The organism is Enterococcus sp. DJ147D b (genome assembly GCF_058216655.1).
Genome location: NZ_CM177104.1, coordinates 2511900 through 2532312, shown reverse-complemented (window position 1 = coordinate 2532312; position 20413 = coordinate 2511900). Strand labels below are relative to the sequence as shown.

General features: G+C 37.1%; 14 protein-coding genes. 7 read left to right on the top strand and 7 right to left on the bottom strand.

Features of this window, described 5'->3' with window-relative positions; all coding sequences use genetic code 11:
• The first annotated feature begins 55 nt into the window (after positions 1-55).
• From pplA to menA, 3 genes are all read left to right on the top strand, one after another.
• Complete coding sequence (gene pplA, locus AC4BD1_RS11960; protein WP_206908602.1) at positions 56-988, top strand: extracellular electron transfer flavoprotein PplA; 933 nt, start codon at positions 56-58, stop codon at positions 986-988.
• Positions 989-1114: 126 nt separating this feature from the next.
• The gene (locus AC4BD1_RS11955) at positions 1115-2212 is read left to right on the top strand and encodes an FAD:protein FMN transferase (RefSeq protein ID WP_206908594.1); all 1098 of its coding nucleotides are present in this window, start codon (positions 1115-1117) and stop codon (positions 2210-2212) included.
• A 10-nt stretch (positions 2213-2222) separates the two neighbouring features.
• On the top strand, positions 2223-3176 hold the full coding sequence (gene menA, locus AC4BD1_RS11950) for a 1,4-dihydroxy-2-naphthoate polyprenyltransferase (RefSeq protein ID WP_490466646.1): 954 nt from the start codon (positions 2223-2225) through the stop codon (positions 3174-3176).
• Between the two features lie 54 nt (positions 3177-3230).
• On the opposite strand, the gene AC4BD1_RS11945 is transcribed toward menA, so the two are convergent.
• The 4 genes from AC4BD1_RS11945 to AC4BD1_RS11930 form a co-directional block, all read right to left on the bottom strand.
• Positions 3231-4199, bottom strand: coding sequence for a biotin--[acetyl-CoA-carboxylase] ligase (locus AC4BD1_RS11945; RefSeq protein WP_490485649.1), 969 nt, complete (start codon positions 4197-4199; stop codon positions 3231-3233).
• Between the two features lie 110 nt (positions 4200-4309).
• A complete protein-coding gene (locus AC4BD1_RS11940; protein WP_490485648.1) occupies positions 4310-5113 on the bottom strand; it encodes an ABC transporter ATP-binding protein in 804 nt (267 codons plus the stop codon).
• Complete coding sequence (locus AC4BD1_RS11935; RefSeq protein ID WP_490485647.1) at positions 5110-6015, bottom strand: ABC transporter permease; 906 nt, start codon at positions 6013-6015, stop codon at positions 5110-5112. The genes AC4BD1_RS11940 and AC4BD1_RS11935 overlap by 4 nt, the downstream gene beginning before the upstream one ends.
• 22 nt (positions 6016-6037) lie before the next feature.
• On the bottom strand, positions 6038-7009 hold the full coding sequence (locus AC4BD1_RS11930) for an ABC transporter substrate-binding protein (protein WP_206908571.1): 972 nt from the start codon (positions 7007-7009) through the stop codon (positions 6038-6040).
• A gap of 719 nt (positions 7010-7728) precedes the next feature.
• Between AC4BD1_RS11930 and rpoB the strand changes: the two genes are divergently transcribed.
• The 3 genes from rpoB (at position 7729) to msrA (ending at position 15939) form a co-directional block, all read left to right on the top strand.
• The gene (gene rpoB / locus AC4BD1_RS11925) at positions 7729-11346 is read left to right on the top strand and encodes a DNA-directed RNA polymerase subunit beta (RefSeq protein WP_206908569.1); all 3618 of its coding nucleotides are present in this window, start codon (positions 7729-7731) and stop codon (positions 11344-11346) included.
• Positions 11347-11425: 79 nt separating this feature from the next.
• Entirely contained in the window at positions 11426-15082 is a 3657-nt protein-coding gene (rpoC, locus tag AC4BD1_RS11920) for a DNA-directed RNA polymerase subunit beta' (protein ID WP_067484475.1), read from the top strand.
• A 311-nt stretch (positions 15083-15393) separates the two neighbouring features.
• Positions 15394-15939 carry a peptide-methionine (S)-S-oxide reductase MsrA gene (msrA, locus tag AC4BD1_RS11915; protein WP_206908566.1) on the top strand — a complete coding sequence of 182 codons (546 nt, stop codon included), beginning with the start codon at positions 15394-15396 and terminating at the stop codon, positions 15937-15939.
• A 65-nt stretch (positions 15940-16004) separates the two neighbouring features.
• Here the strand turns inward: msrA and AC4BD1_RS11910 are convergent, their stop codons facing one another.
• A complete protein-coding gene (locus tag AC4BD1_RS11910; RefSeq protein ID WP_206908557.1) occupies positions 16005-16685 on the bottom strand; it encodes a prepilin peptidase in 681 nt (226 codons plus the stop codon).
• A gap of 221 nt (positions 16686-16906) precedes the next feature.
• Here AC4BD1_RS11910 and AC4BD1_RS11905 point away from each other — a divergent pair, with 221 nt between their 5' ends.
• Positions 16907-17374: a Dps family protein gene (locus AC4BD1_RS11905; protein ID WP_067484481.1), complete on the top strand. Its 468-nt coding sequence runs from the start codon at positions 16907-16909 to the stop codon at positions 17372-17374.
• A 110-nt stretch (positions 17375-17484) separates the two neighbouring features.
• Here the strand turns inward: AC4BD1_RS11905 and argH are convergent, their stop codons facing one another.
• Together argH and AC4BD1_RS11895 are read right to left on the bottom strand one after the other, a co-directional pair.
• Entirely contained in the window at positions 17485-18879 is a 1395-nt protein-coding gene (gene argH / locus AC4BD1_RS11900; protein ID WP_490466642.1) for an argininosuccinate lyase, read from the bottom strand.
• 85 nt (positions 18880-18964) lie between these two features.
• Complete coding sequence (locus AC4BD1_RS11895; protein ID WP_490466641.1) at positions 18965-20179, bottom strand: argininosuccinate synthase; 1215 nt, start codon at positions 20177-20179, stop codon at positions 18965-18967.
• Positions 20180-20413: the final 234 nt, after the last annotated feature.

The following is a 20413-nucleotide window of genomic DNA, read 5'->3' as shown; positions in this document are numbered from 1 at the left end:
ATAATGAATCACAAATTATTTATAAGAATTATAAAAAGGGATTGGTGGGTTAATAATGAAAAAGAATCGTTTTGTAACTGGATTTGCTGTTTTAGCTTTTTCAGCCTTGGTATTAGGAGCTTGTGGAGCAGATAACAACAGTAGTTCAGACAGTTCAACTTCAGAGTCTTCAGTTGCACAATCTTCACAAAGTTCAACAACAGAATCAACTGCAACAGTAATTGCAGGTGGAGAATTACAAGATGGCACATATAAATTGGAAGAAAAAAATTATTCAAATGGTTATCGTACAGTGTTCACAATGGTTGTTAAAGATGGAAAGATCACTGAATCAAACTATGATAATGTAAATGAAGATGGAAAATCAAAACAAGAAGATGCTGATTACAATAAAAATATGAAAGCAAAATCTGGCACAAATCCAGAAGCATTTATTCCTGAATTAAATGAAAAATTTGTTGAAGCACAAAACCCAGGTGATGTAGAAGTAGTAACAGGAGCAACTCACTCATCAGAAAGCTTCCAAAACTACGCTCAACAATTAGTTCAAGCTGCTCAAGCTGGAAACACAGAAACAATTGAAATTGATAATGGTGCTGACTTGAAAGACGGTACTTATAAATTAGAAGAAAAAAATGAAAAAAATGGTTACCGTACAACATTTGAATTAACTGTAGCTGACGGTAAAGTTACAAAATCAAACTTTGATTACATCAATGCAGATGGAAAATCAAAACAAGATGATGAAGAATACAACAAATCAATGAAAGAAAAAAGCGGAACTGCTCCAGAAACATACATCCCAGAACTAAACGAAGAATTAGTTAAAGTGATGAGTGAAGAAGACGGTTCACCAGCTGATGTAGAAGTAGTAACAGGTGCTACACATAGCTCACATTCATTTATTATGTATGGTCAACAATTGATCAATGCTGCTGAAAAAGGCGACACAAAGACAATTGAAGTTGACAACATCGTAACTAAATAATTAAACAAGAAATGATGACGGGCTGATCACTTAATTGAGATCAGCCTCTTTCTTTTTGATATCGACCTTTTCATTTAGAAAAAAAGAAGGTATGATAACTTAAGAATAAGTAAAAAGGGGAAAATTATGCGAAAAAAATTACTACTTTCCTTACTAGCCGTATGTACTTTAGTTGCACTAGTTGGTTGTGGTTCATCATCTGAAAAGACAGTAGAAAGTGATAAACCAGCCAAAGGAATTCTAAGTGAACCATATGCACAAGAAAAATTTTTGTTAGGAACTTATGTGCGAATACGAGTATATGATGAAGGAAAAGAGTCTGTATTAACACCAGCCTTTGATCGTGTGAAAGAATTGGGCGATAAAATTACAATTAATCAATCAGGCTCTGAGATTGATGAGGTCAATGCACAAGCAGGTATTAAACCTGTTAAAGTTTCTGATGATGTTTATTCACTTGTAAAAAAAGCGTATGAATATAGTGAAGATTCTCGCGGCGGTTTTGACATGGCAATTGGTTCAGTAACACAGCTGTGGCGCATTGGTTTTGATGATGCAAGAAAGCCATCGCAAGAAGAAATTGATCAAGCTTTAAAATTAGTTGACTATCATAAAATTGAACTAAACGATGAAGAGAAAACTGTTTACTTAAAAGAAAAAGGAATGATCATTGACTTAGGTGCAATTGCTAAAGGGTACATTACTGATGAAGTTATCAAAGTACTTAAAGATAATGGTGTAACAACAGCAATTGTTGATTTAGGTGGAAATGTGTATGTTTTGGGACACAGTCCTCGTGGAAAAAATCAAGATTGGAATGTAGGCATTCAGGATCCTAATCTTGCTCGCGGTTCTGTTTTAGGAACAATCAAAGAAAAAAATAAAACATTGGTAACTTCAGGCATATATGAACGGTATTTGGAAGTAGATGGCGTGAAATACCATCATTTATTTGATCCTAAAACAGGTTATCCTTTTGATAATGACATTGCCAGTGTGACAATCATCACAAACAAATCGATTGATGGGGATGGTCTTTCAACAGCTGTTTTCTCAATGGGTGTGAAAAAAGGGTTATCTTATGTTGAAGAACTAGACAATGGAACAAATGCTATTTTTGTTACCAAAGAAGGAAAAGTCTATGTGACTGATCCAATCAAAGATGAATTTAAGTTAGCAGAAGACTCAGATTACGCAATGGGTGATCGTTCAAAGCTAGAGTAGGAGTAAGCAGATGTCACTGAAAATTTTTTTAGAAGTCGTTGAGATTCGAACAAAAGTGGCAAGTGTATTTCCTTTTGCGATAGGGGTTTTATTCTCTATCGCTTTTTTTCATGAAGTACACTGGTTAAGTACACTTTTATTTTTTATAGGAATGTTAGTTTTTGATTTGGCAACAACGGCAATCAATAATTATATGGATTATCAAAAAGCGCATTCAGAAGTTTATAAATATCAAGAAAATGTAATCGGTCGAACAAAAACTTCACCGAAAATTATTCGAAATATGATTTTAGGAATGATTGCATTTGTTTTTATTATCGGCATCATTTTAACGATTCAAACGGGTTGGTTATTGTTAGTGATGGGTGCTATTTGTTGCTTTATTGGTGTGTTTTATACTTTTGGGCCAATTCCGTTATCACGTATGCCACTGGGAGAAATTTTTAGTGGATTTACGATGGGCCTAGGAATTTTTGCAATGGTCGTATATGTCAATACTCATAGTACAAATGTATATGATTTAATGATTGATTTTCAAACCGGTAATTTTGCTTTGGAAGGGAATTTTTGGGCAGTTGCAGCTATTGTTCTTGCTTCATTACCATTAGTTTTTACAATTGCTAATATCATGCTAGCCAACAATTTAAGAGATCTTGATCGAGATATTGAAAATCATCGTTATACCTTAGTGTTTTATATTGGTCGTCCAGTGGGCACAGTCCTTTTTCAAAGCTTAATGTATGCTAGTTATATAGCTATATTATTAGGACTGTTAACAGGTGTGTTTGAATGGCCGATCTTGATTATACTAGCAACTTTTCCGAAAATTCATGGGAACTTGCAAGCATTCAAAAAGAGTTTGCCACAGCCAATCAGTTTTAGTTACTCTATCAAAAATATGATTTTATTTAACGGCAGTTATGTTCTAGGATTATTGTTAACCATTCTTTTTCAAAATATTTAATAAAAAATACGCATATCTTATGATAAAAATTTTGTCATAAGGTATGCGTATTTTTTAATTGATTGATGAAAGACTAATCTCCCCAGAAGATAATACTTTAAGTTCTTGAGGTGTTTGAACGACTAATTCACCTGTATCAGTAATTGATTTAGCAACCCCATGGTAGGTGGTGCCTTTTTGGATAAAAGAGACTTGTTTACCTAACACAAATGATTTTTTTCGATAGAAGGACAAGTATTCTTTATTTGCTGGTTCACGTAAATAAGTAAATAATTCTTTCCAAATTTCAATGATTAATTGATTACGAGTAATCAAAGCATGTCCATCAGGAAATATTGAAGTTGCTTTTTGCTGTATTTCTTGGGGAAATTCGTTTTGAGGCAATGAAAAATTAATGCCCATCCCAATAATCACGTGACTGATCCTGCCAGATTCCATATCACTAATTGCTTCTGATAAAATGCCACAAATCTTTTTACCATTGACATAAATATCATTGACCCATTTGATTTGAGTTGATACTCCTGTAAGTTTTTCAATTGCTTTGGCACAAGCGCTAGCTGCAACCAAAGTGTATTGAGGTAACTCATCAAATTCTTGGTTAGGATGCAAAAGTAAACTCATGTAAATGCCACGTCCTGGTTCGGCAAAAAAAGGCCGACCGAAGCGTCCACGTGCGTTTTCCTGCATGTCTGCAACAAATAATGTTGGATCGTCGGTTCCCTTTGCGGCAGCTAGTTTTGCATCTTGCATTGTTGATTGAGAAGTAGTCATTGTCTTCACGTGTAAACGTGGTTGATCGTTCTGAAGTTCCTGTTTGATTTCCGTTGCATCTAGTACATCAGAAGGTAAATAGCGGTAGCCGATAGGACCGTGTTCGAATTGATAGCCAGCTTTTTCTAGTTCTTTGATTGCTTTCCAAACACTGGTACGAGAAAGTTGTAGTTCTTGGGCGATTTTTTCTCCAGAAAGAAATGTCGTTGAATTTTTTAATAAGCGAAGTACAGTATCTTTTGTAGCCATCTGGTTATCCAACTCCTTTTTTGCTATTGTATCAAATTCTGACTTTCTTCGTATACAATAGTAAAAAGTTAATTTCCGCTGATTGAATTTTTGTAGATTACAAAGAATGTTTAAGCTAAAAGAACGGTGTCTTCTTTGAGTGTGGTACCACTATTTTTTTTGAAAAGATCAAGTAATTTAGCAACAGTTAATTGTTGTTTTTCTTCATTTGTAATATCCACAACGATTTGCCCTTGATGCAACATGATTAAACGATTGCCGTAACGAATAGCATCTTCCATATCATGCGTAACCATAAAAGCTGTTAATTTTTGTTCCTGAATTAATTTCTGAGTCAATTCCATTACAGTGGCAGAAGTTGCCGGATCAAGTGCAGCGGTATGTTCATCTAATAAAATCAATTCGGGGCGTTGTAGCGTTGCCATTAACAATGTGATTGCTTGGCGTTGCCCGCCAGATAATAAGCCGATTTCTGTGGTCAAACGATTTTCTAATCCTAAATTCAAACTTGCTAGTTGCTCTTTAAAAAATTGACGATCCCGAGGTTTTACGCCACGAAAGAAGCCACGTTTCTTTCCTCGTTTCATTGCAAGAGCTAAATTTTCTTCAACAGTTAAACGAACAGCTGTCCCTAGTTTGGGATCTTGGAATACACGGCTGATATTTTTAGAACGTTCTACTACCGATTTTTTGGTAATGTCTTGTTCACGCAAAATAATTTTTCCTTGATCAGCGGTAAAAGTTCCCGCGATACTATTAAGTAAGGTAGATTTTCCAGCACCATTCCCGCCAATAATTGTTACAAAATCAGCTGGTTGAAGTGAGAGATTAATTCCCTTTAGTACGTGATTTTCGTTTGTTGTTCCTTTTTCAAAAGTATGGTGTAAATCTTTAATTGTCAGTACGGCACTCATTTGTTGTTCCCTCCTCGATTGAATTTAGGAATACGCAATTTTTCTTGAATTTGTGGGAAAGATAAACAGATAACTAAAACTAAAGCAGAAGCCAATTTGGAGTCACTAGGTTCGACATTTAATTCGAAAACGAGTGCTAAAATAAAACGATAAATCACTGCACCAAGAATGACTGTCAAGAAACGTGAAAGTAGTGGCTGATTACGGAACAAGACTTCTGCAATGATGATCGAAGCTAAGCCAATAACGATTGTGCCAATTCCAGAGTTTAAGTCAGCAAAACCATTGTTTTGTGCAAGTAAGGAGCCAGCTAAAGCAATGCAACCGTTCGAGATCATATAGCCAATAATTTTCATGTTATCTGTGTTGATGCCATTTGCTTCGCTCATCGCTAAGTTGTCTCCCGTTGCTCGAATTGCAAGTCCTGTTTCTGTTCTTAAGAAAAACACTAGTAGAAAAATAATCAGTAAAGCGATACACAAACCTACAATTAAAACGGCGGTTGTTTTTGAGACGCCCAATGACTCAACCCATTCAAAAATAGTGGGCTGTCCAAGCAGTGAGATATTAGGTGCGCCCATCACTCGTGAAGTCACAGAATACAAGCCTGTCATGGTGATGATTCCTGCAAGTAATGCAGGAATTTTGAGTTTTGTATGAAGCAATCCGGAAACCAATCCAGCCAACGCACCGCCTAAAAATCCTAGTAGGCAAGCAAGTAAAGGATGGATGCCTGTTGTAATACTCATTGCCGCTATCCCAGCACCTAAAGGAAAACTTCCTTCAGCAGTTAGATCAGCAATATCTAAAATACGAAACGTAATATAAACACCAATTGCTAATAATGCCCAAAGAACACCTTGTGAGGCAGAAGATAAGAAAATTGAAAATAGATTTAACATATTTTGTTCCTCCTATTGTTTGCTACTCAGCTGCTTTAATACTGGCAGGATCAATTCCTAAATCATCAGCCATTTTTTCATTTACAATTAGTTCTAAATCATTTGCAGATTCAACAGGAAGTGAGTCAGGTGTTGCTTTTCCATCAAGGATTTTTGCAGCCATGATTCCAGTTTGTTTTCCAAGTTTTTCATAATCAATGCCGACAGTTGCAAGTCCACCTTCTTTTACTTGTGCAGCTGAACCAGCAACGACAGGAGTCTTTGTTTCTTTTGCTACTTCACCAACGACACTTGCGGCACTAGCGAATGTATTGTCTGTTGGAATATAAATGCCATCAACGTCTTTGGCTAAACTTTTCGTTACTTGTTGAACATCGTTGGTTGAGTTAGCAGTTAAAACTTTTACTTTAATTCCAGCTTTTTCTAATTCTTTTTGAGCAAGATCACCTTGAAGTTTAGAGTTTGCTTCGCCGTTGTTGTACATGATTCCGATTTTTTTTGCATTCGGAACAATGCTTAGTAATAAATCAATTTGTTTTTTGATTGGAACCATATCAGAAGTGCCAGTTACATTTCCTCCGGGTTCTTTGTTGGACGCAACTAGTTTGGCTTCTTTCAAATCAGTCACTGCAGTAACAGTAATCGGAATAGTTGTCGTTTCATTTAGTAATGATTGAGCAGCAGGTGTTGCGATTCCCAACAATAAATCAGGTTTTTCTTTGACTAATTTTTCGCTCATACTTTTTAAGTTATCTTGATTGTTCTGAGCGTTTTGATAATCAATTGTTAAATTTTTTCCTTCAACGTAACCACCTTCTGACAAACCTTCTTTGAAACCTTTATAAGAATCGTCAAGAGAATTATGTTGTACAAGTTGAAGTACGCCCACCGTTTTCATTTCTTCATCGCCATTTTTTGCTTCGCTTTTTTGAGCACAACCACCTAGTGCAAGTAATACTGTTAGTCCAAGTCCAATTAATACATTCTTTTTCATTTGATTTCCTCCTTAGTTTTAAGAAACAAAAAAATCCATTCAGACATGACGTCTAAATGGATTCGAAAAAGCGAGAAAATAAATAGAAAAGTATGGTACCAGAAATACTTTGTATTTTCTTTGCTTAGCCACTTAGCGTAATGTCTACGTGGCTTTTTGCGTAATACAAAGTTCTTTAGCCATCATAGATACAAACAAGTTGTTTAACGTTTGTATCCATCATGATGAATACAAACCTATCTAAAGTAGCTAAAGAAAAAGTTATTCAGTTGTGTTGGTTTTATTCGATTAGTTATCATAGTAATTCCTCCACAAAATGAATTTCCTCAATCTTAGCAAAGGGGTTTTGGTCTGTCAATACAAAAGTGATCAATGAAAAAAATTGATAGTAGATGAAAGAATTAAGAAAAGGTTGCGAAAGCAAGTGAGCAAAGCGATGAGAGGTTGACTTTTGTACGAAATACGTGTATTATATGAAGTTGCAAAAACTATCTGATGAATGAAAGGCAGAAACGAAATATTGTCCGTTTCGGCTTTATAAGAGAAACAAAAGTAGGAGCTCACGAAAGTAAGTTTTCAAGAGATTGTTCTATTTTTGGTTTTTTTTTGCCTAAAAGCCGCAAAAAATGTCTGTTGTTACCTAAAAAAAATATATGAAATGTTTTTGTAACAATTAGTCGGGTAGTCTTTTTGAATGACATTTTAGAGGGGTGAAGAGCTTGGCTGGACACGTAGTAAAATACGGAAAACATCGCGAACGTAGAAGTTTCGCACGCATCAGTGAAGTGTTGGAATTACCAAATTTGATTGAAATTCAAACAGACTCTTACCAATGGTTCTTAGATGAAGGACTTAGAGAAATGTTTGAAGACATTTTGCCAATCGATGATTTTAATGGCAACTTATCTTTGGAATTTGTGGATTATGAACTTAAGGAACCTAAGTATACAGTAGCAGAAGCTCGCGCACATGATGCTAACTATTCTGCACCATTACATGTTACTTTGCGTTTAACAAATCGTGAAACAGGTGAAATCAAAGCACAAGAAGTATTCTTTGGCGATTTCCCACTAATGACTGAACAAGGTACATTTATTATCAATGGTGCTGAACGTGTAATTGTTTCTCAATTAGTTCGTTCACCTGGTGTTTACTTCCATGGGAAAGTAGACAAAAACGGAAAAGAAGGCTTTGGATCAACAGTTATTCCTAACCGTGGCGCTTGGTTGGAAATGGAAACTGACGCAAAAGATATTTCTTACGTACGTATCGACCGTACACGTAAAATTCCTTTGACTGTTTTAGTTCGTGCATTAGGATTTGGTTCTGATGATACGATTTTTGAAATATTTGGTGATAGCGAAACATTGCGTAATACTATTGAAAAAGATTTGCACAAAAATGCAAGTGATTCACGTACAGAAGAAGGTTTGAAAGATGTTTACGAACGTTTACGTCCAGGAGAACCAAAAACAGCAGATAGTTCTCGTAACTTATTAAATGCTCGTTTCTTCGATCCAAAACGCTACGACTTAGCAAATGTTGGTCGTTACAAAGTAAATAAAAAATTAGATTTAAAAACACGTCTATTAAACTTAACATTAGCTGAAACGTTAGTTGATCCAGAAACTGGTGAGATCATCGTTGAAAAAGGAACTGTGTTGACACACCAAGTGATGGAAACATTAGCTCCATTTATTGACAATGGTTTGAACTCAGTTACTTATTACCCATCAGAAGATGGTGTAGTCACTGATCCAATGACTGTCCAAGTGATTAAAGTATTTTCACCAAAAGATCCAGAACGTGAAGTTAACGTAATCGGTAATGGCTACCCAGAAGCAGCTGTTAAGACTATTCGTCCCGCAGATATTGTTGCTTCAATGAGCTACTTCTTGAACTTAATGGAAGATATTGGAAATGTTGATGATATCGATCACTTAGGTAATCGTCGTATCCGTTCAGTTGGTGAATTATTGCAAAATCAATTCCGTATTGGTTTAGCTCGTATGGAACGTGTGGTACGTGAAAGAATGTCTATCCAAGACACAGAAACATTAACACCACAACAATTGATTAATATTCGTCCAGTTGTGGCAAGTATCAAAGAATTCTTTGGTTCTTCACAGTTGTCACAGTTCATGGATCAAACAAATCCATTGGGTGAGTTAACACATAAACGTCGTCTATCAGCCTTAGGGCCTGGTGGTTTGACTCGTGACCGTGCTGGTTATGAAGTTCGTGACGTTCACTATTCTCACTATGGTCGTATGTGTCCGATTGAAACTCCTGAAGGTCCGAATATCGGATTGATTAACAGTTTGTCAAGTTATGCAAAAGTTAATAAGTTTGGTTTTATTGAAACACCATATCGCCGAGTTGATCGTGCGACAGGACGTGTTACTGATCAAATTGATTACTTAACTGCAGACATCGAAGACCACTATATCGTTGCCCAAGCAAATAGTATTCTAAATGAAGATGGCACATTTGCTGAAGACGTTGTAATGGCTCGTGCACAAAGTGAAAACTTAGAAGTTTCTATTGATAAAGTTGACTATATGGACGTTTCTCCTAAGCAAGTAGTAGCTGTTGCGACAGCATGTATTCCTTTCTTGGAAAACGATGACTCCAACCGTGCCTTGATGGGTGCTAACATGCAGCGTCAAGCTGTTCCGTTGATCAATCCACAATCACCATGGGTTGGTACTGGTATGGAATATAAATCTGCGCATGACTCAGGTGCTGCATTATTGTGTAAACATGATGGTGTCGTTGAGTATGTAGATGCTTCAGAAATCCGTGTTCGTCGTGACAATGGTGCATTAGATAAATATGTTGTAACAAAATTCCGTCGTTCAAACTCTGGAACAAGTTATAACCAACGCCCAATCGCTCTTTTAGGCGAACGCGTTGAAAAAGGTGATACTTTAGCAGATGGACCTTCTATGGAACAAGGTGAAATGGCACTAGGACAAAACGTTTTAGTTGGTTTCATGACTTGGGAAGGTTACAACTATGAAGATGCGATTATCATGAGTCGTCGTCTTGTAAAAGATGATGTTTATACTTCAATCCATATTGAAGAGTATGAGTCAGAAGCTCGTGATACAAAATTAGGACCTGAAGAAATTACTCGCGAAATCCCTAACGTTGGGGAAGATGCTTTGAAAGACTTAGATGAAATGGGTATTATCCGCATTGGTGCGGAAGTTCAAGATGGCGATTTACTTGTTGGTAAAGTTACTCCAAAAGGTGTAACTGAATTATCAGCAGAAGAACGTTTGCTACATGCAATCTTTGGCGAAAAAGCTCGTGAAGTTCGCGATACTTCATTACGTGTACCACATGGTGGTGGCGGAATCGTTCATGATGTAAAAATCTTTACTCGTGAAGCTGGCGATGAATTATCACCAGGTGTTAACATGCTCGTTCGTGTTTATATCGTTCAAAAACGTAAAATTCATGAAGGAGATAAGATGGCCGGTCGTCATGGTAATAAAGGGGTTGTATCCCGTATTATGCCAGAAGAAGATATGCCATTCTTACCTGATGGAACACCAATCGATATCATGTTGAATCCATTAGGGGTACCATCTCGGATGAACATCGGACAAGTATTAGAATTACACTTAGGTATGGCTGCACGTCAATTAGGAATCCACGTAGCAACTCCTGTATTTGATGGCGCGACTGATGAAGATGTTTGGGCAACAGTTCGTGAAGCTGGTATGGCTAGCGATGCTAAAACAGTTCTTTATGATGGTCGTACTGGGGAACCTTTCGATGGACGTGTATCTGTTGGGGTTATGTATATGATTAAACTTGCCCACATGGTTGATGATAAATTACATGCTCGTTCAATTGGACCTTACTCATTGGTTACGCAACAACCATTGGGTGGTAAAGCTCAATTTGGTGGACAACGTTTTGGGGAAATGGAAGTTTGGGCACTGGAAGCTTATGGTGCTGCTTATACCCTACAAGAAATCTTGACATACAAATCGGATGACGTTGTTGGTCGTGTGAAAACATACGAAGCAATCGTTAAGGGCGAACCAATTCCAAAACCTGGTGTACCAGAATCATTCCGTGTATTAGTTAAAGAATTACAATCATTAGGTTTAGACATGCGCGTCTTAGATATCCAAGATGAAGAGATTGAATTACGCGACATGGATGACGAAGATGATGATTTGATTACAGTAGATGCTTTAACAAAATTTGCTGAACAACAATCTGCAAAAGAATTAGAAAAACAAGCTGCAGAACAAGTTGAACAAGTGCATGAAGATGCAATCCAAAACTTTGAAACTGCAGAAGATAAATTAGACTAATCCGGTCTATGGGCTGCGAGGCGGTCGATGATCAGCCGCCTTGTGGTTTTGCCATTAAACGAAATGGAGGGAACCCCTTTTGATCGATGTAAATAAATTCGAAAGTATGCAAATAGGTTTGGCTTCTCCCGAAAAAATCAGAAGCTGGTCTTACGGCGAAGTTAAAAAGCCTGAGACGATTAACTATCGTACCTTAAAACCTGAACGCGAAGGGTTGTTCTGTGAGCGGATTTTTGGTCCTACAAAAGACTGGGAATGTGCCTGCGGAAAATACAAACGTATCCGTTATAAAGGAATTGTTTGTGACCGTTGTGGAGTAGAAGTTACTCGCTCGAAAGTTCGTCGTGAACGTATGGGACACATTGAATTAGCTGCTCCTGTTTCACATATCTGGTATTTTAAAGGTATTCCTTCACGTATGGGTCTTGTTTTAGATATGAGCCCACGTGCATTGGAAGAAATCATTTATTTTGCCTCTTATGTAGTTATCGAACCAGGTAATACTAATTTAGAGAAGAAACAATTATTGACTGAACGTGAATATCGTGAGAAACGTGAACAGTATGGTCAAGAATTCCAAGCTGCAATGGGTGCGGAAGCAATCAAACAATTATTAGATAATGTTGATTTGGATGCAGAAGTTGCAGAATTAAAAGAAGAATTGAAATCAGCACAAGGACAAAAACGTACACGTGCTATTCGTCGCTTAGACATTTTAGAAGCATTCCGTGCTTCTGGAAATGAACCAAGCTGGATGGTTATGGATGTTATTCCTGTAATCCCTCCTGATTTACGTCCAATGGTTCAATTAGAAGGTGGACGTTTTGCAACAAGTGATTTAAACGATTTGTATCGTCGAGTAATCAACCGCAACAATCGTTTGAAACGTTTGTTAGATTTGAATGCACCAGGAATCATTGTTCAAAATGAAAAACGTATGTTACAAGAAGCCGTTGATGCATTGATTGACAATGGTCGTCGTGGCCGTCCAGTTACTGGACCAGGTAACCGTCCATTGAAATCTCTTTCTCATATGCTAAAAGGGAAACAAGGTCGTTTCCGTCAAAACTTACTAGGTAAACGTGTTGACTATTCTGGTCGTTCAGTTATCGTTGTTGGTCCTTTCTTGAAGATGTATCAATGTGGTCTTCCAAAAGAAATGGCTATCGAATTGTTCAAACCATTTGTAATGCGTGAATTAGTTCAACGTGAACTTGCATCAAACATCAAAAATGCAAAACGTAAAATCGAACGTCAAGAAGATGAAGTTTGGGATGTTTTAGAAGACGTAATCAAAGAACACCCAGTATTACTTAACCGAGCACCTACACTTCACAGACTTGGTATTCAAGCATTTGAACCAGTATTGGTACAAGGCCGTGCAATTCGTTTGCATCCACTTGTTTGTGAAGCCTACAATGCCGATTTCGATGGAGACCAAATGGCTGTCCATGTTCCATTGAATGAAGAAGCACAAGCTGAAGCACGTATGTTGATGCTAGCTGCACAAAATATTTTGAATCCAAAAGATGGTAAACCAGTTGTAACACCTTCTCAAGATATGGTTTTAGGTAACTACTATCTAACTATGGAAGAAGAAGGTCGTGAAGGCGAAGGAATGGTCTTCAGAGATCAAAATGAAGCTGTAATAGCATGGCGTAATGGCTATGTTCATTTACACTCTCGTATTGGTGTAAATCCTAACACATTAGGTGACAAACCATTTACTGATTGGCAAAAAGAACGCACAATGATTACTACTGTTGGTAAGATTATCTTCAATGAAATCATGCCACAAGAGTTTCCTTACTTGAATGAACCAACTGACTTTAACTTAACAGTTCAAACGCCAGATAAATACTTTGTTGAAGCGGGTACAGATATTCCTGCACACATCAAAGAACAAGAGTTGATCTTGCCATTCAAGAAGAAAAACTTAGGAAACATCATCGCTGAAGTCTTTAAACGTTTCAAAGTGACTGAAACATCTAAAATGCTTGACCGTATGAAAGACTTAGGATACAAACATTCAACTCATGCAGGTATCACTGTAGGGATTGCGGATATTAGTGTTCTTGAAGAAAAACAAGGAATTATCCAAAATGCACACAAACAAGTTGAAACAATTACAAAACAATTCCGTCGTGGTCTGATCACAGATGACGAACGTTATGAACGCGTAATCGCTGTTTGGAATGCTGCCAAAGATGAAATCCAACAAAAACTGATGGAAGGTTTGGAAGCAAAAAATCCAATCTTCATGATGTCTGATTCTGGGGCTCGTGGTAACATCTCCAACTTTACTCAGCTTGCCGGTATGCGTGGATTGATGGCTGCTCCGAATGGTCGAATCATGGAATTGCCAATCATTTCTAACTTCCGCGAAGGACTATCTGTCTTAGAAATGTTTATCTCAACTCACGGGGCTCGTAAAGGGATGACCGATACTGCCTTGAAGACAGCCGATTCAGGTTACTTGACTCGTCGTTTAGTTGACGTAGCACAAGATGTTATTATTCGTGAAGAAGATTGTGGTACTGACCGTGGTCTTGAAATTCGTGCAATTCGTGAAGGAAACGAAATCATTGAATCATTAGAAGATCGTCTAATTGGACGTTACACTCGTAAAGAAATCCGTAACCCGGAAACAGACGAACTAATTATTGAAGGAAATGAATTGATTTCTGAAGATATTGCAAAACAAATCGTTGATGCTGGTGTTGAAACGGTAACGATTCGCTCAGTATTCACATGTAATACAAAACATGGTGTATGTAAACATTGTTATGGACGTAACCTTGCAACTGGTTCTGACGTTGAAGTAGGTGAAGCAGTTGGTACGATCGCTGCTCAATCAATTGGTGAACCAGGTACACAGTTAACAATGCGTACGTTCCATACGGGTGGGGTTGCCGGAGATGATATTACTCAGGGTCTTCCTCGTGTCCAAGAAATTTTTGAAGCACGTAATCCAAAAGGACAAGCTGTGATCACAGAAGTAACTGGGGATGTTATTGACATTTCAGAAGATCCTGCGACACGTACAAAAGAAGTAACAATTAAAGGTAAAACAGATACTCGTACGTACACTGTACCTTATACAGCACGTATGAAAGTAGCTGAAGGCGATATGATCCATCGTGGTGCACCATTAACAGAAGGTTCAATCGATCCTAAACAATTGTTGCAAGTTCGTGATGTTTTATCTGTTGAAAATTATCTATTGCGTGAAGTACAACGCGTGTACCGCATGCAAGGGGTAGAAATCGGAGATAAACATATTGAAGTAATGGTACGTCAAATGTTGCGTAAAGTTCGCGTAATGGACCCAGGTGACACAGAAATCTTACCAGGTACTTTAATGGATATTGCAGACTTTAAAGATCAAAACTACAATACTTTAGTTGCTGGTGGTGTTCCTGCGACATCTCGTCCAGTCTTGCTAGGTATTACAAAAGCTTCATTGGAAACAAACAGTTTCTTATCTGCTGCATCATTCCAAGAAACAACTCGTGTCTTGACGGATGCCGCAATTCGCGGTAAGAAAGATCCACTTCTTGGTTTGAAAGAAAATGTTATCATCGGTAAAATCATCCCAGCTGGTACTGGTATGCAACGTTACCGTGACATGGAACCAAAAGAAGTTGGTGTGGCTAGCGAAAATGTGTACAGTATTTCTGATATTGAAGCACAAATGGCTGCTGAAGATGCAATGAACAACAATCAAACAAAATAAATCAATTCGTTTGAGAATTTTGGATTGAAATAAGAGGTCGAACGTCATGACGTTCGACCTCTTTTGTGTTTTGTGGATAAATTTTGGCGAAGTTTAAGGAGAAATATCCACAAGAATGATAAATAAAAAGAAAAATAAAATGTCCACATGTGGACAACTTATTGGTTCGTGGCTTTTAGAGAAGTAAAGTCCATCTTTTAAAATATACCCCCAGAGGGTAAGTGCGATTAACAATATTTTTTTGGTTTCAAGCAAAATAATGTTCCTTTTCTTAGAAATGAGTATGATAAAGAAAAGGGAGATGATATAAAATGACAAGTAAAACGAAAACAGCAGTTTTTGCTGGCGGATGTTTTTGGTGCATGGTAAAGCCTTTTGATACGCAACCAGGGATTATTTCCGTCACTTCTGGTTACACTGGCGGACATGTTCCAAATCCAACGTATGAACAAGTAACAACGGGGACAACAGGACACACAGAAGCTGTAGAAATTGAATATGATCCGGAAATCATCAGTTATGAACAATTACTGGATATTTATTGGCAACAAACAGATCCAACGGATGCATTAGGACAATTTGCTGATCGAGGAGACTCGTATCGACCAGTTATTTATTATGGAAGTGAAGAAGAACAACGACTAGCTGAAGAATCTAAGCAACGATTGGAAGCGAGTGGTCGATTTGAACAACCGATTGTAACTAAAATTGAACCAAAAGTAACTTTTTATCCGGCTGAAGAATATCATCAAGACTATTACAAAAAAAATCGTGTACATTATAATTTATATCGTGAAGGTTCTGGACGCGCTGGTTTTATCCGAAAAAAGTGGTCAGATAAGGTATCTAAAAAATAACGAAAATAATTTCTATTTGGAATAATTGCTAATAAAAAACGATGACTCTGGTCATCGTTTTTTATTTACTTGCTGCTTAAAACAATAATTAATCCCATAGTTAGAAAAGGGATAAAAGGCAGATGCACCAGTTGTTTACGATAACACACATAATAGAAAACAAAGTATGTTACGCCTAGCAAGCTAGCGACAAATAGTAATTGAGCTAAGGAAACTAATGACAATCCACCACTCCAACAAATCAGTAGTAAACAATCCCCTATTCCTAATGATCTAGGCACAAAAGATAAAATCAAACACATAACAAAAATGACTAGGAGAACACTCTTCCAATGAAAATTGGCATTCAAAAACCAAGATAACCACAAGATTCCCCACATGAGATAAAGAAGTAAAGAATCAATTAACAGATAAAAGATATCCATTAGACTTAGCAGAAAAGCCATGCTAATCCAAAATAAAAGAAGAAGATCCCATGAATAAAAATAAAAATGCCAGCTAAATAATGCGCCACAAACTACCTCGGCTAAAAAATAACTAATTGGTAATTTACAATGGCAATAACGGCAGTGAAAATTTTGCCAAAGTATTGATAATAAAGGAATTAACTCATACCAAGCTAAACGTGTTTGACAGTGATTGCAATGTGAGCCAGGCGATAGAATGGATTCGTTAATGGGAATCCGTTGTGCAACTAAACAAAAGAATGACCCGAAACAACTACCAAGAATAAAATGAAGTATCATCTGATTTGCTCCTTTCTAAAATGAAATACGCAAAGTGATAAGCAGAAAATTATTTAGTTAAAATCATCGAAAAGTAAATGATATATCATTTACTTTTCGATGATTTTTATGATTTAAAGATCACTTGGATGAAAATCATTCTCAGGTAATTGGTTTTAGTGTACATTTAATTGAAAATTGACTATGATTTTATATGTAAATAAATGTAGGGAGGTAACAAAATGAAATTTCCAAAAACAAAAGAAGTATTGAACCAATTAGTTGCAGATTTAAGTCAAATGTCTGTTGTTGTGCATCAAACACATTGGTACATGAGAGGTCCAGGTTTCCTTACTTTGCACCCAATGATGGACGAATTCATGGATGATCTAAATGATCAATTAGATGAGATCTCAGAACGTTTGATCACCCTTGATGGCGCACCTTACTCAACATTACGTGAGTTTGCAGACAATACAAAAATTTCTGATGAAGTAGGTCGTTGGGACCGTACGATTCCAGAACGTTTAGAAACATTAGTGAAAAATTATCGTTATCTAGCTGATCTTTACCAAAAAGGAATTGAAGTTTCTGGTGAAGAAGGCGACGATCCTACACAAGATATCTTTATTGAATTTAAAACAGCAACTGAAAAACGCATCTGGATGATCCAAGCACATCTTGGAAAAGCTCCAGAAATTGATGCTTAGAAATTTATTTCTATAATAATAGAAGAAAAAGACACGCAACTCATTAAGTTGTGTGTCTTTTTGTGTGGAAGAAGGGAGCCCTATGCATTACTAACCTTTCGCAAAGCAATTCAGGACAAGGGAACGATCTCAGATGCTAATTGAGAAAATGCGTAGTCGATTTGTGCTCTTACTTGGTCAAAGCCAGTTCCACCTTCGGAATGTCTTCTTTGAACGGCTACTTCTGACCGTAAAGTATCGTAAATATCGTCTTCAATCAGTGAACTGATGGCTTGGAATTCAGTTAATGGAATATCCTGTAAAAAATAGCCTCTTTGTGTACAATGGAGGACAAGTTTTCCGACAATTTCATGTGCTTGACGGAAAGGCATTCCTTTGGTAGCTAAGTAGTCAGCTAATTCTGTTGCATTAGAAAAATCTTGTTGTGTGGAAGCATGCATACGTGATTGATTGACTTTCATCGTTGCAATCATGCCATCCATGATCGTTAAACTAGCTAGAACTGTTTCACTTGAGTCAAACATACCTTCTTTATCTTCTTGAAAATCTTTATTGTATGCAAGTGGTAAACCTTTCATCAAGGTTAAAAGACCAAAAAGATTTCCGTAAACTCTACCTGTTTTCCCACGAATAAGTTCAGCCATATCTGGATTTTTCTTTTGCGGCATAATTGAACTTCCTGTTGAGAAAGTATCTGTCAATTCAACAAATTGAAACTCATGGCTGCACCACAAAATCAATTCCTCGCAAAAACGTGAAAGATGCATCATTAAAAGAGAACAATTACTTAGAAATTCTAAGATAAAATCACGATCACTCACAGCGTCCAAACTGTTTTGATAAATACCAGAAAAACCTAATTCTTTTGCTGAAAATTGACGGTCGATTGGAAAGGTAGTTCCAGCCAGTGCTGCACTGCCAAGTGGAGATAAATCAATTCGTTTTAAACTTTCTTCAAAACGTTCCGCATCCCTAGTCAACATCTGATAATAAGCGAGCAAATGATGGCCGAAGGAGATTGGCTGTGCATGTTGGAGGTGCGTATATCCAGGTGCAATTGTTTCAACATGTTCTTCAGCTTTCTTGACTAAAGTTGTTCGTAACTGGTGAAGTTTGGTTATTAATTCCAAAACAGTCTCCTTGAGAAAAAGATGCATATCTGTCGCGACTTGATCATTTCGGCTGCGAGCGGTATGTAACTTTCCCGCAACTGCGCCAATTTCTTGATGAAGCAATGTTTCGATATTTAAGTGGATATCTTCATTTTCAATGGTGAATTGTAATTCATTTGCTGCTAATTTTTGCTGCAAAGTTTCTAAACCGGAAATAATTGCTAACGTTTCATCTGTAGTTAAAATTCCTGTATGACCAAGCATTTTGACATGAGCTAAACTGCCAAGGATATCTTGCTTTGCTAACTTCTGGTCAAAAGAAATGGATGCTCCAAATTCGTCAATCCATTGTTCACTTTCGCCTTGAAAACGACCACCCCAAAGTTTTTCCATATCTGTTCCTCCCCAAAATTATGTAAAACAATGAAGATTTCTTTTTCCTGTTATAACGTAAAGAAATCTTCATTAGCTAGTGTATTTAAATTATTTGTGACAAGTTTTCTTGTTTCGATTGTACCTCTGCGTGGACCTTAGAAGGTAATCCCCAAAGTTTGATGAACCCAATAGCTGCTTGTTGATCAAAGGTATCTGCGGATGTATAAGTAGCCAGTTCTTCACTATACAGACTATTAAATGATTTCCGCCCCTCAACAATCACGTTTCCTTTAAAGAGTTTGACCCGGACGGTCCCATTTACATAAATTTGTGTTGATTTTAGAAATTGTAACAAGGCTTCTGTTAATGGATTGAACCATAAACCATCATAAATCATTTGACTGAGCTGCTGCTCAATTAGTGGTTTAAAGTGGGCAAGCTCACGTACAAAAGTCAAATCTTCCAATTCTTTGTGCGCTTGCATCAAGACCACCGCCCCGGGACATTCATAAACTTCACGTGATTTGATACCAACTAACCGATTTTCAACATGATCAATTCGACCGATTCCATGTTTACCAGCGAGTTGATTTAAGGTCAAGATTAGTTGTGATAAAGACATCTTTTCTTGATTTAATTCAATTGGGATACCGTGTTCAAATGTTAGCTCAATCACATCGGGTAGATCTGGTGTATATTCTAAAGCAGTCGTTAACTCGTAAGCTCCTGCAGGTGGGGTTGCCCAAGGGTCTTCTAAAATTCCGCATTCACATGCCCGCCCCCAAAGATTTTGATCAATTGAATAAGGATTGTCTAAATTTGCAGGAATTGGAATATCATTTGTTTTTGCATAAGCAATTTCTTCTTCACGAGACCACTGCCATTGACGAACAGGAGCGATAATTTTTAAGTCGGGTGCTAAAGCATTGATTGCAACTTCAAATCGAACTTGATCATTTCCTTTTCCGGTACAGCCATGAGCGATGGTTGAAGCTCCTGTCGTGCGAGCAAGTTCAACTAGTTTCTTCGCAATTAAGGGGCGTGAAAGGGCAGAAACTAATGGATACGATTGTTCATAGAAGGTATGTCCTTGAAGAGCAGCCAAAGCAAATTCTTGCGCAAATTCCTCTTTAGCATCAATCGCATAAGAAGCGCTAGCACCAACTTGCAATGCTTTTTCTTTGATAAAAGACGTATCTTTTCCTTCGCCGATGTCTAAACAACAAGCAATCACGTCATAGCCTTCATCCGTCAGCCACTTAATGGCAACAGATGTATCTAATCCACCGGAATAAGCTAAAATAATTTTCTCTTTCATAAAAAAACTCCCCTTACTTTGCATTCTTTTGAAAATTGATGCTTCAAATAATAGCATCATAAAAATAAAAAAGCAACACTTTTATTAAATAAATATGCATTATTTTGTAATTTAATTATTTAATATACAAAAAATAGCGGAATTTAATTCCTTTTTATACAGTAATTGAAATTGGAAGTATAGAGGCAGATAGGAGAATAGATCAAAGATGTAAACTTTTGAAAAATTTTTCAT

Excerpts from the sequence above, each read along its gene's own strand:
- pplA (WP_206908602.1), top strand. The coding sequence starts at position 56 with ATGAAAAAGAATCGTTTTGTAACTGGATTTGCTGTTTTAGCTTTTTCA.
- AC4BD1_RS11955 (WP_206908594.1), top strand. The coding sequence starts at position 1,115 with ATGCGAAAAAAATTACTACTTTCCTTACTAGCCGTATGTACTTTAGTT.
- menA (WP_490466646.1), top strand. The coding sequence starts at position 2,223 with ATGTCACTGAAAATTTTTTTAGAAGTCGTTGAGATTCGAACAAAAGTG.
- AC4BD1_RS11945 (WP_490485649.1), bottom strand. The coding sequence starts at position 4,199 with ATGGCTACAAAAGATACTGTACTTCGCTTATTAAAAAATTCAACGACA.
- AC4BD1_RS11940 (WP_490485648.1), bottom strand. The coding sequence starts at position 5,113 with ATGAGTGCCGTACTGACAATTAAAGATTTACACCATACTTTTGAAAAA.
- AC4BD1_RS11935 (WP_490485647.1), bottom strand. The coding sequence starts at position 6,015 with ATGTTAAATCTATTTTCAATTTTCTTATCTTCTGCCTCACAAGGTGTT.
- AC4BD1_RS11930 (WP_206908571.1), bottom strand. The coding sequence starts at position 7,009 with ATGAAAAAGAATGTATTAATTGGACTTGGACTAACAGTATTACTTGCA.
- msrA (WP_206908566.1), top strand. The coding sequence starts at position 15,394 with ATGACAAGTAAAACGAAAACAGCAGTTTTTGCTGGCGGATGTTTTTGG.
- AC4BD1_RS11910 (WP_206908557.1), bottom strand. The coding sequence starts at position 16,685 with ATGATACTTCATTTTATTCTTGGTAGTTGTTTCGGGTCATTCTTTTGT.
- AC4BD1_RS11905 (WP_067484481.1), top strand. The coding sequence starts at position 16,907 with ATGAAATTTCCAAAAACAAAAGAAGTATTGAACCAATTAGTTGCAGAT.
- argH (WP_490466642.1), bottom strand. The coding sequence starts at position 18,879 with ATGGAAAAACTTTGGGGTGGTCGTTTTCAAGGCGAAAGTGAACAATGG.
- AC4BD1_RS11895 (WP_490466641.1), bottom strand. The coding sequence starts at position 20,179 with ATGAAAGAGAAAATTATTTTAGCTTATTCCGGTGGATTAGATACATCT.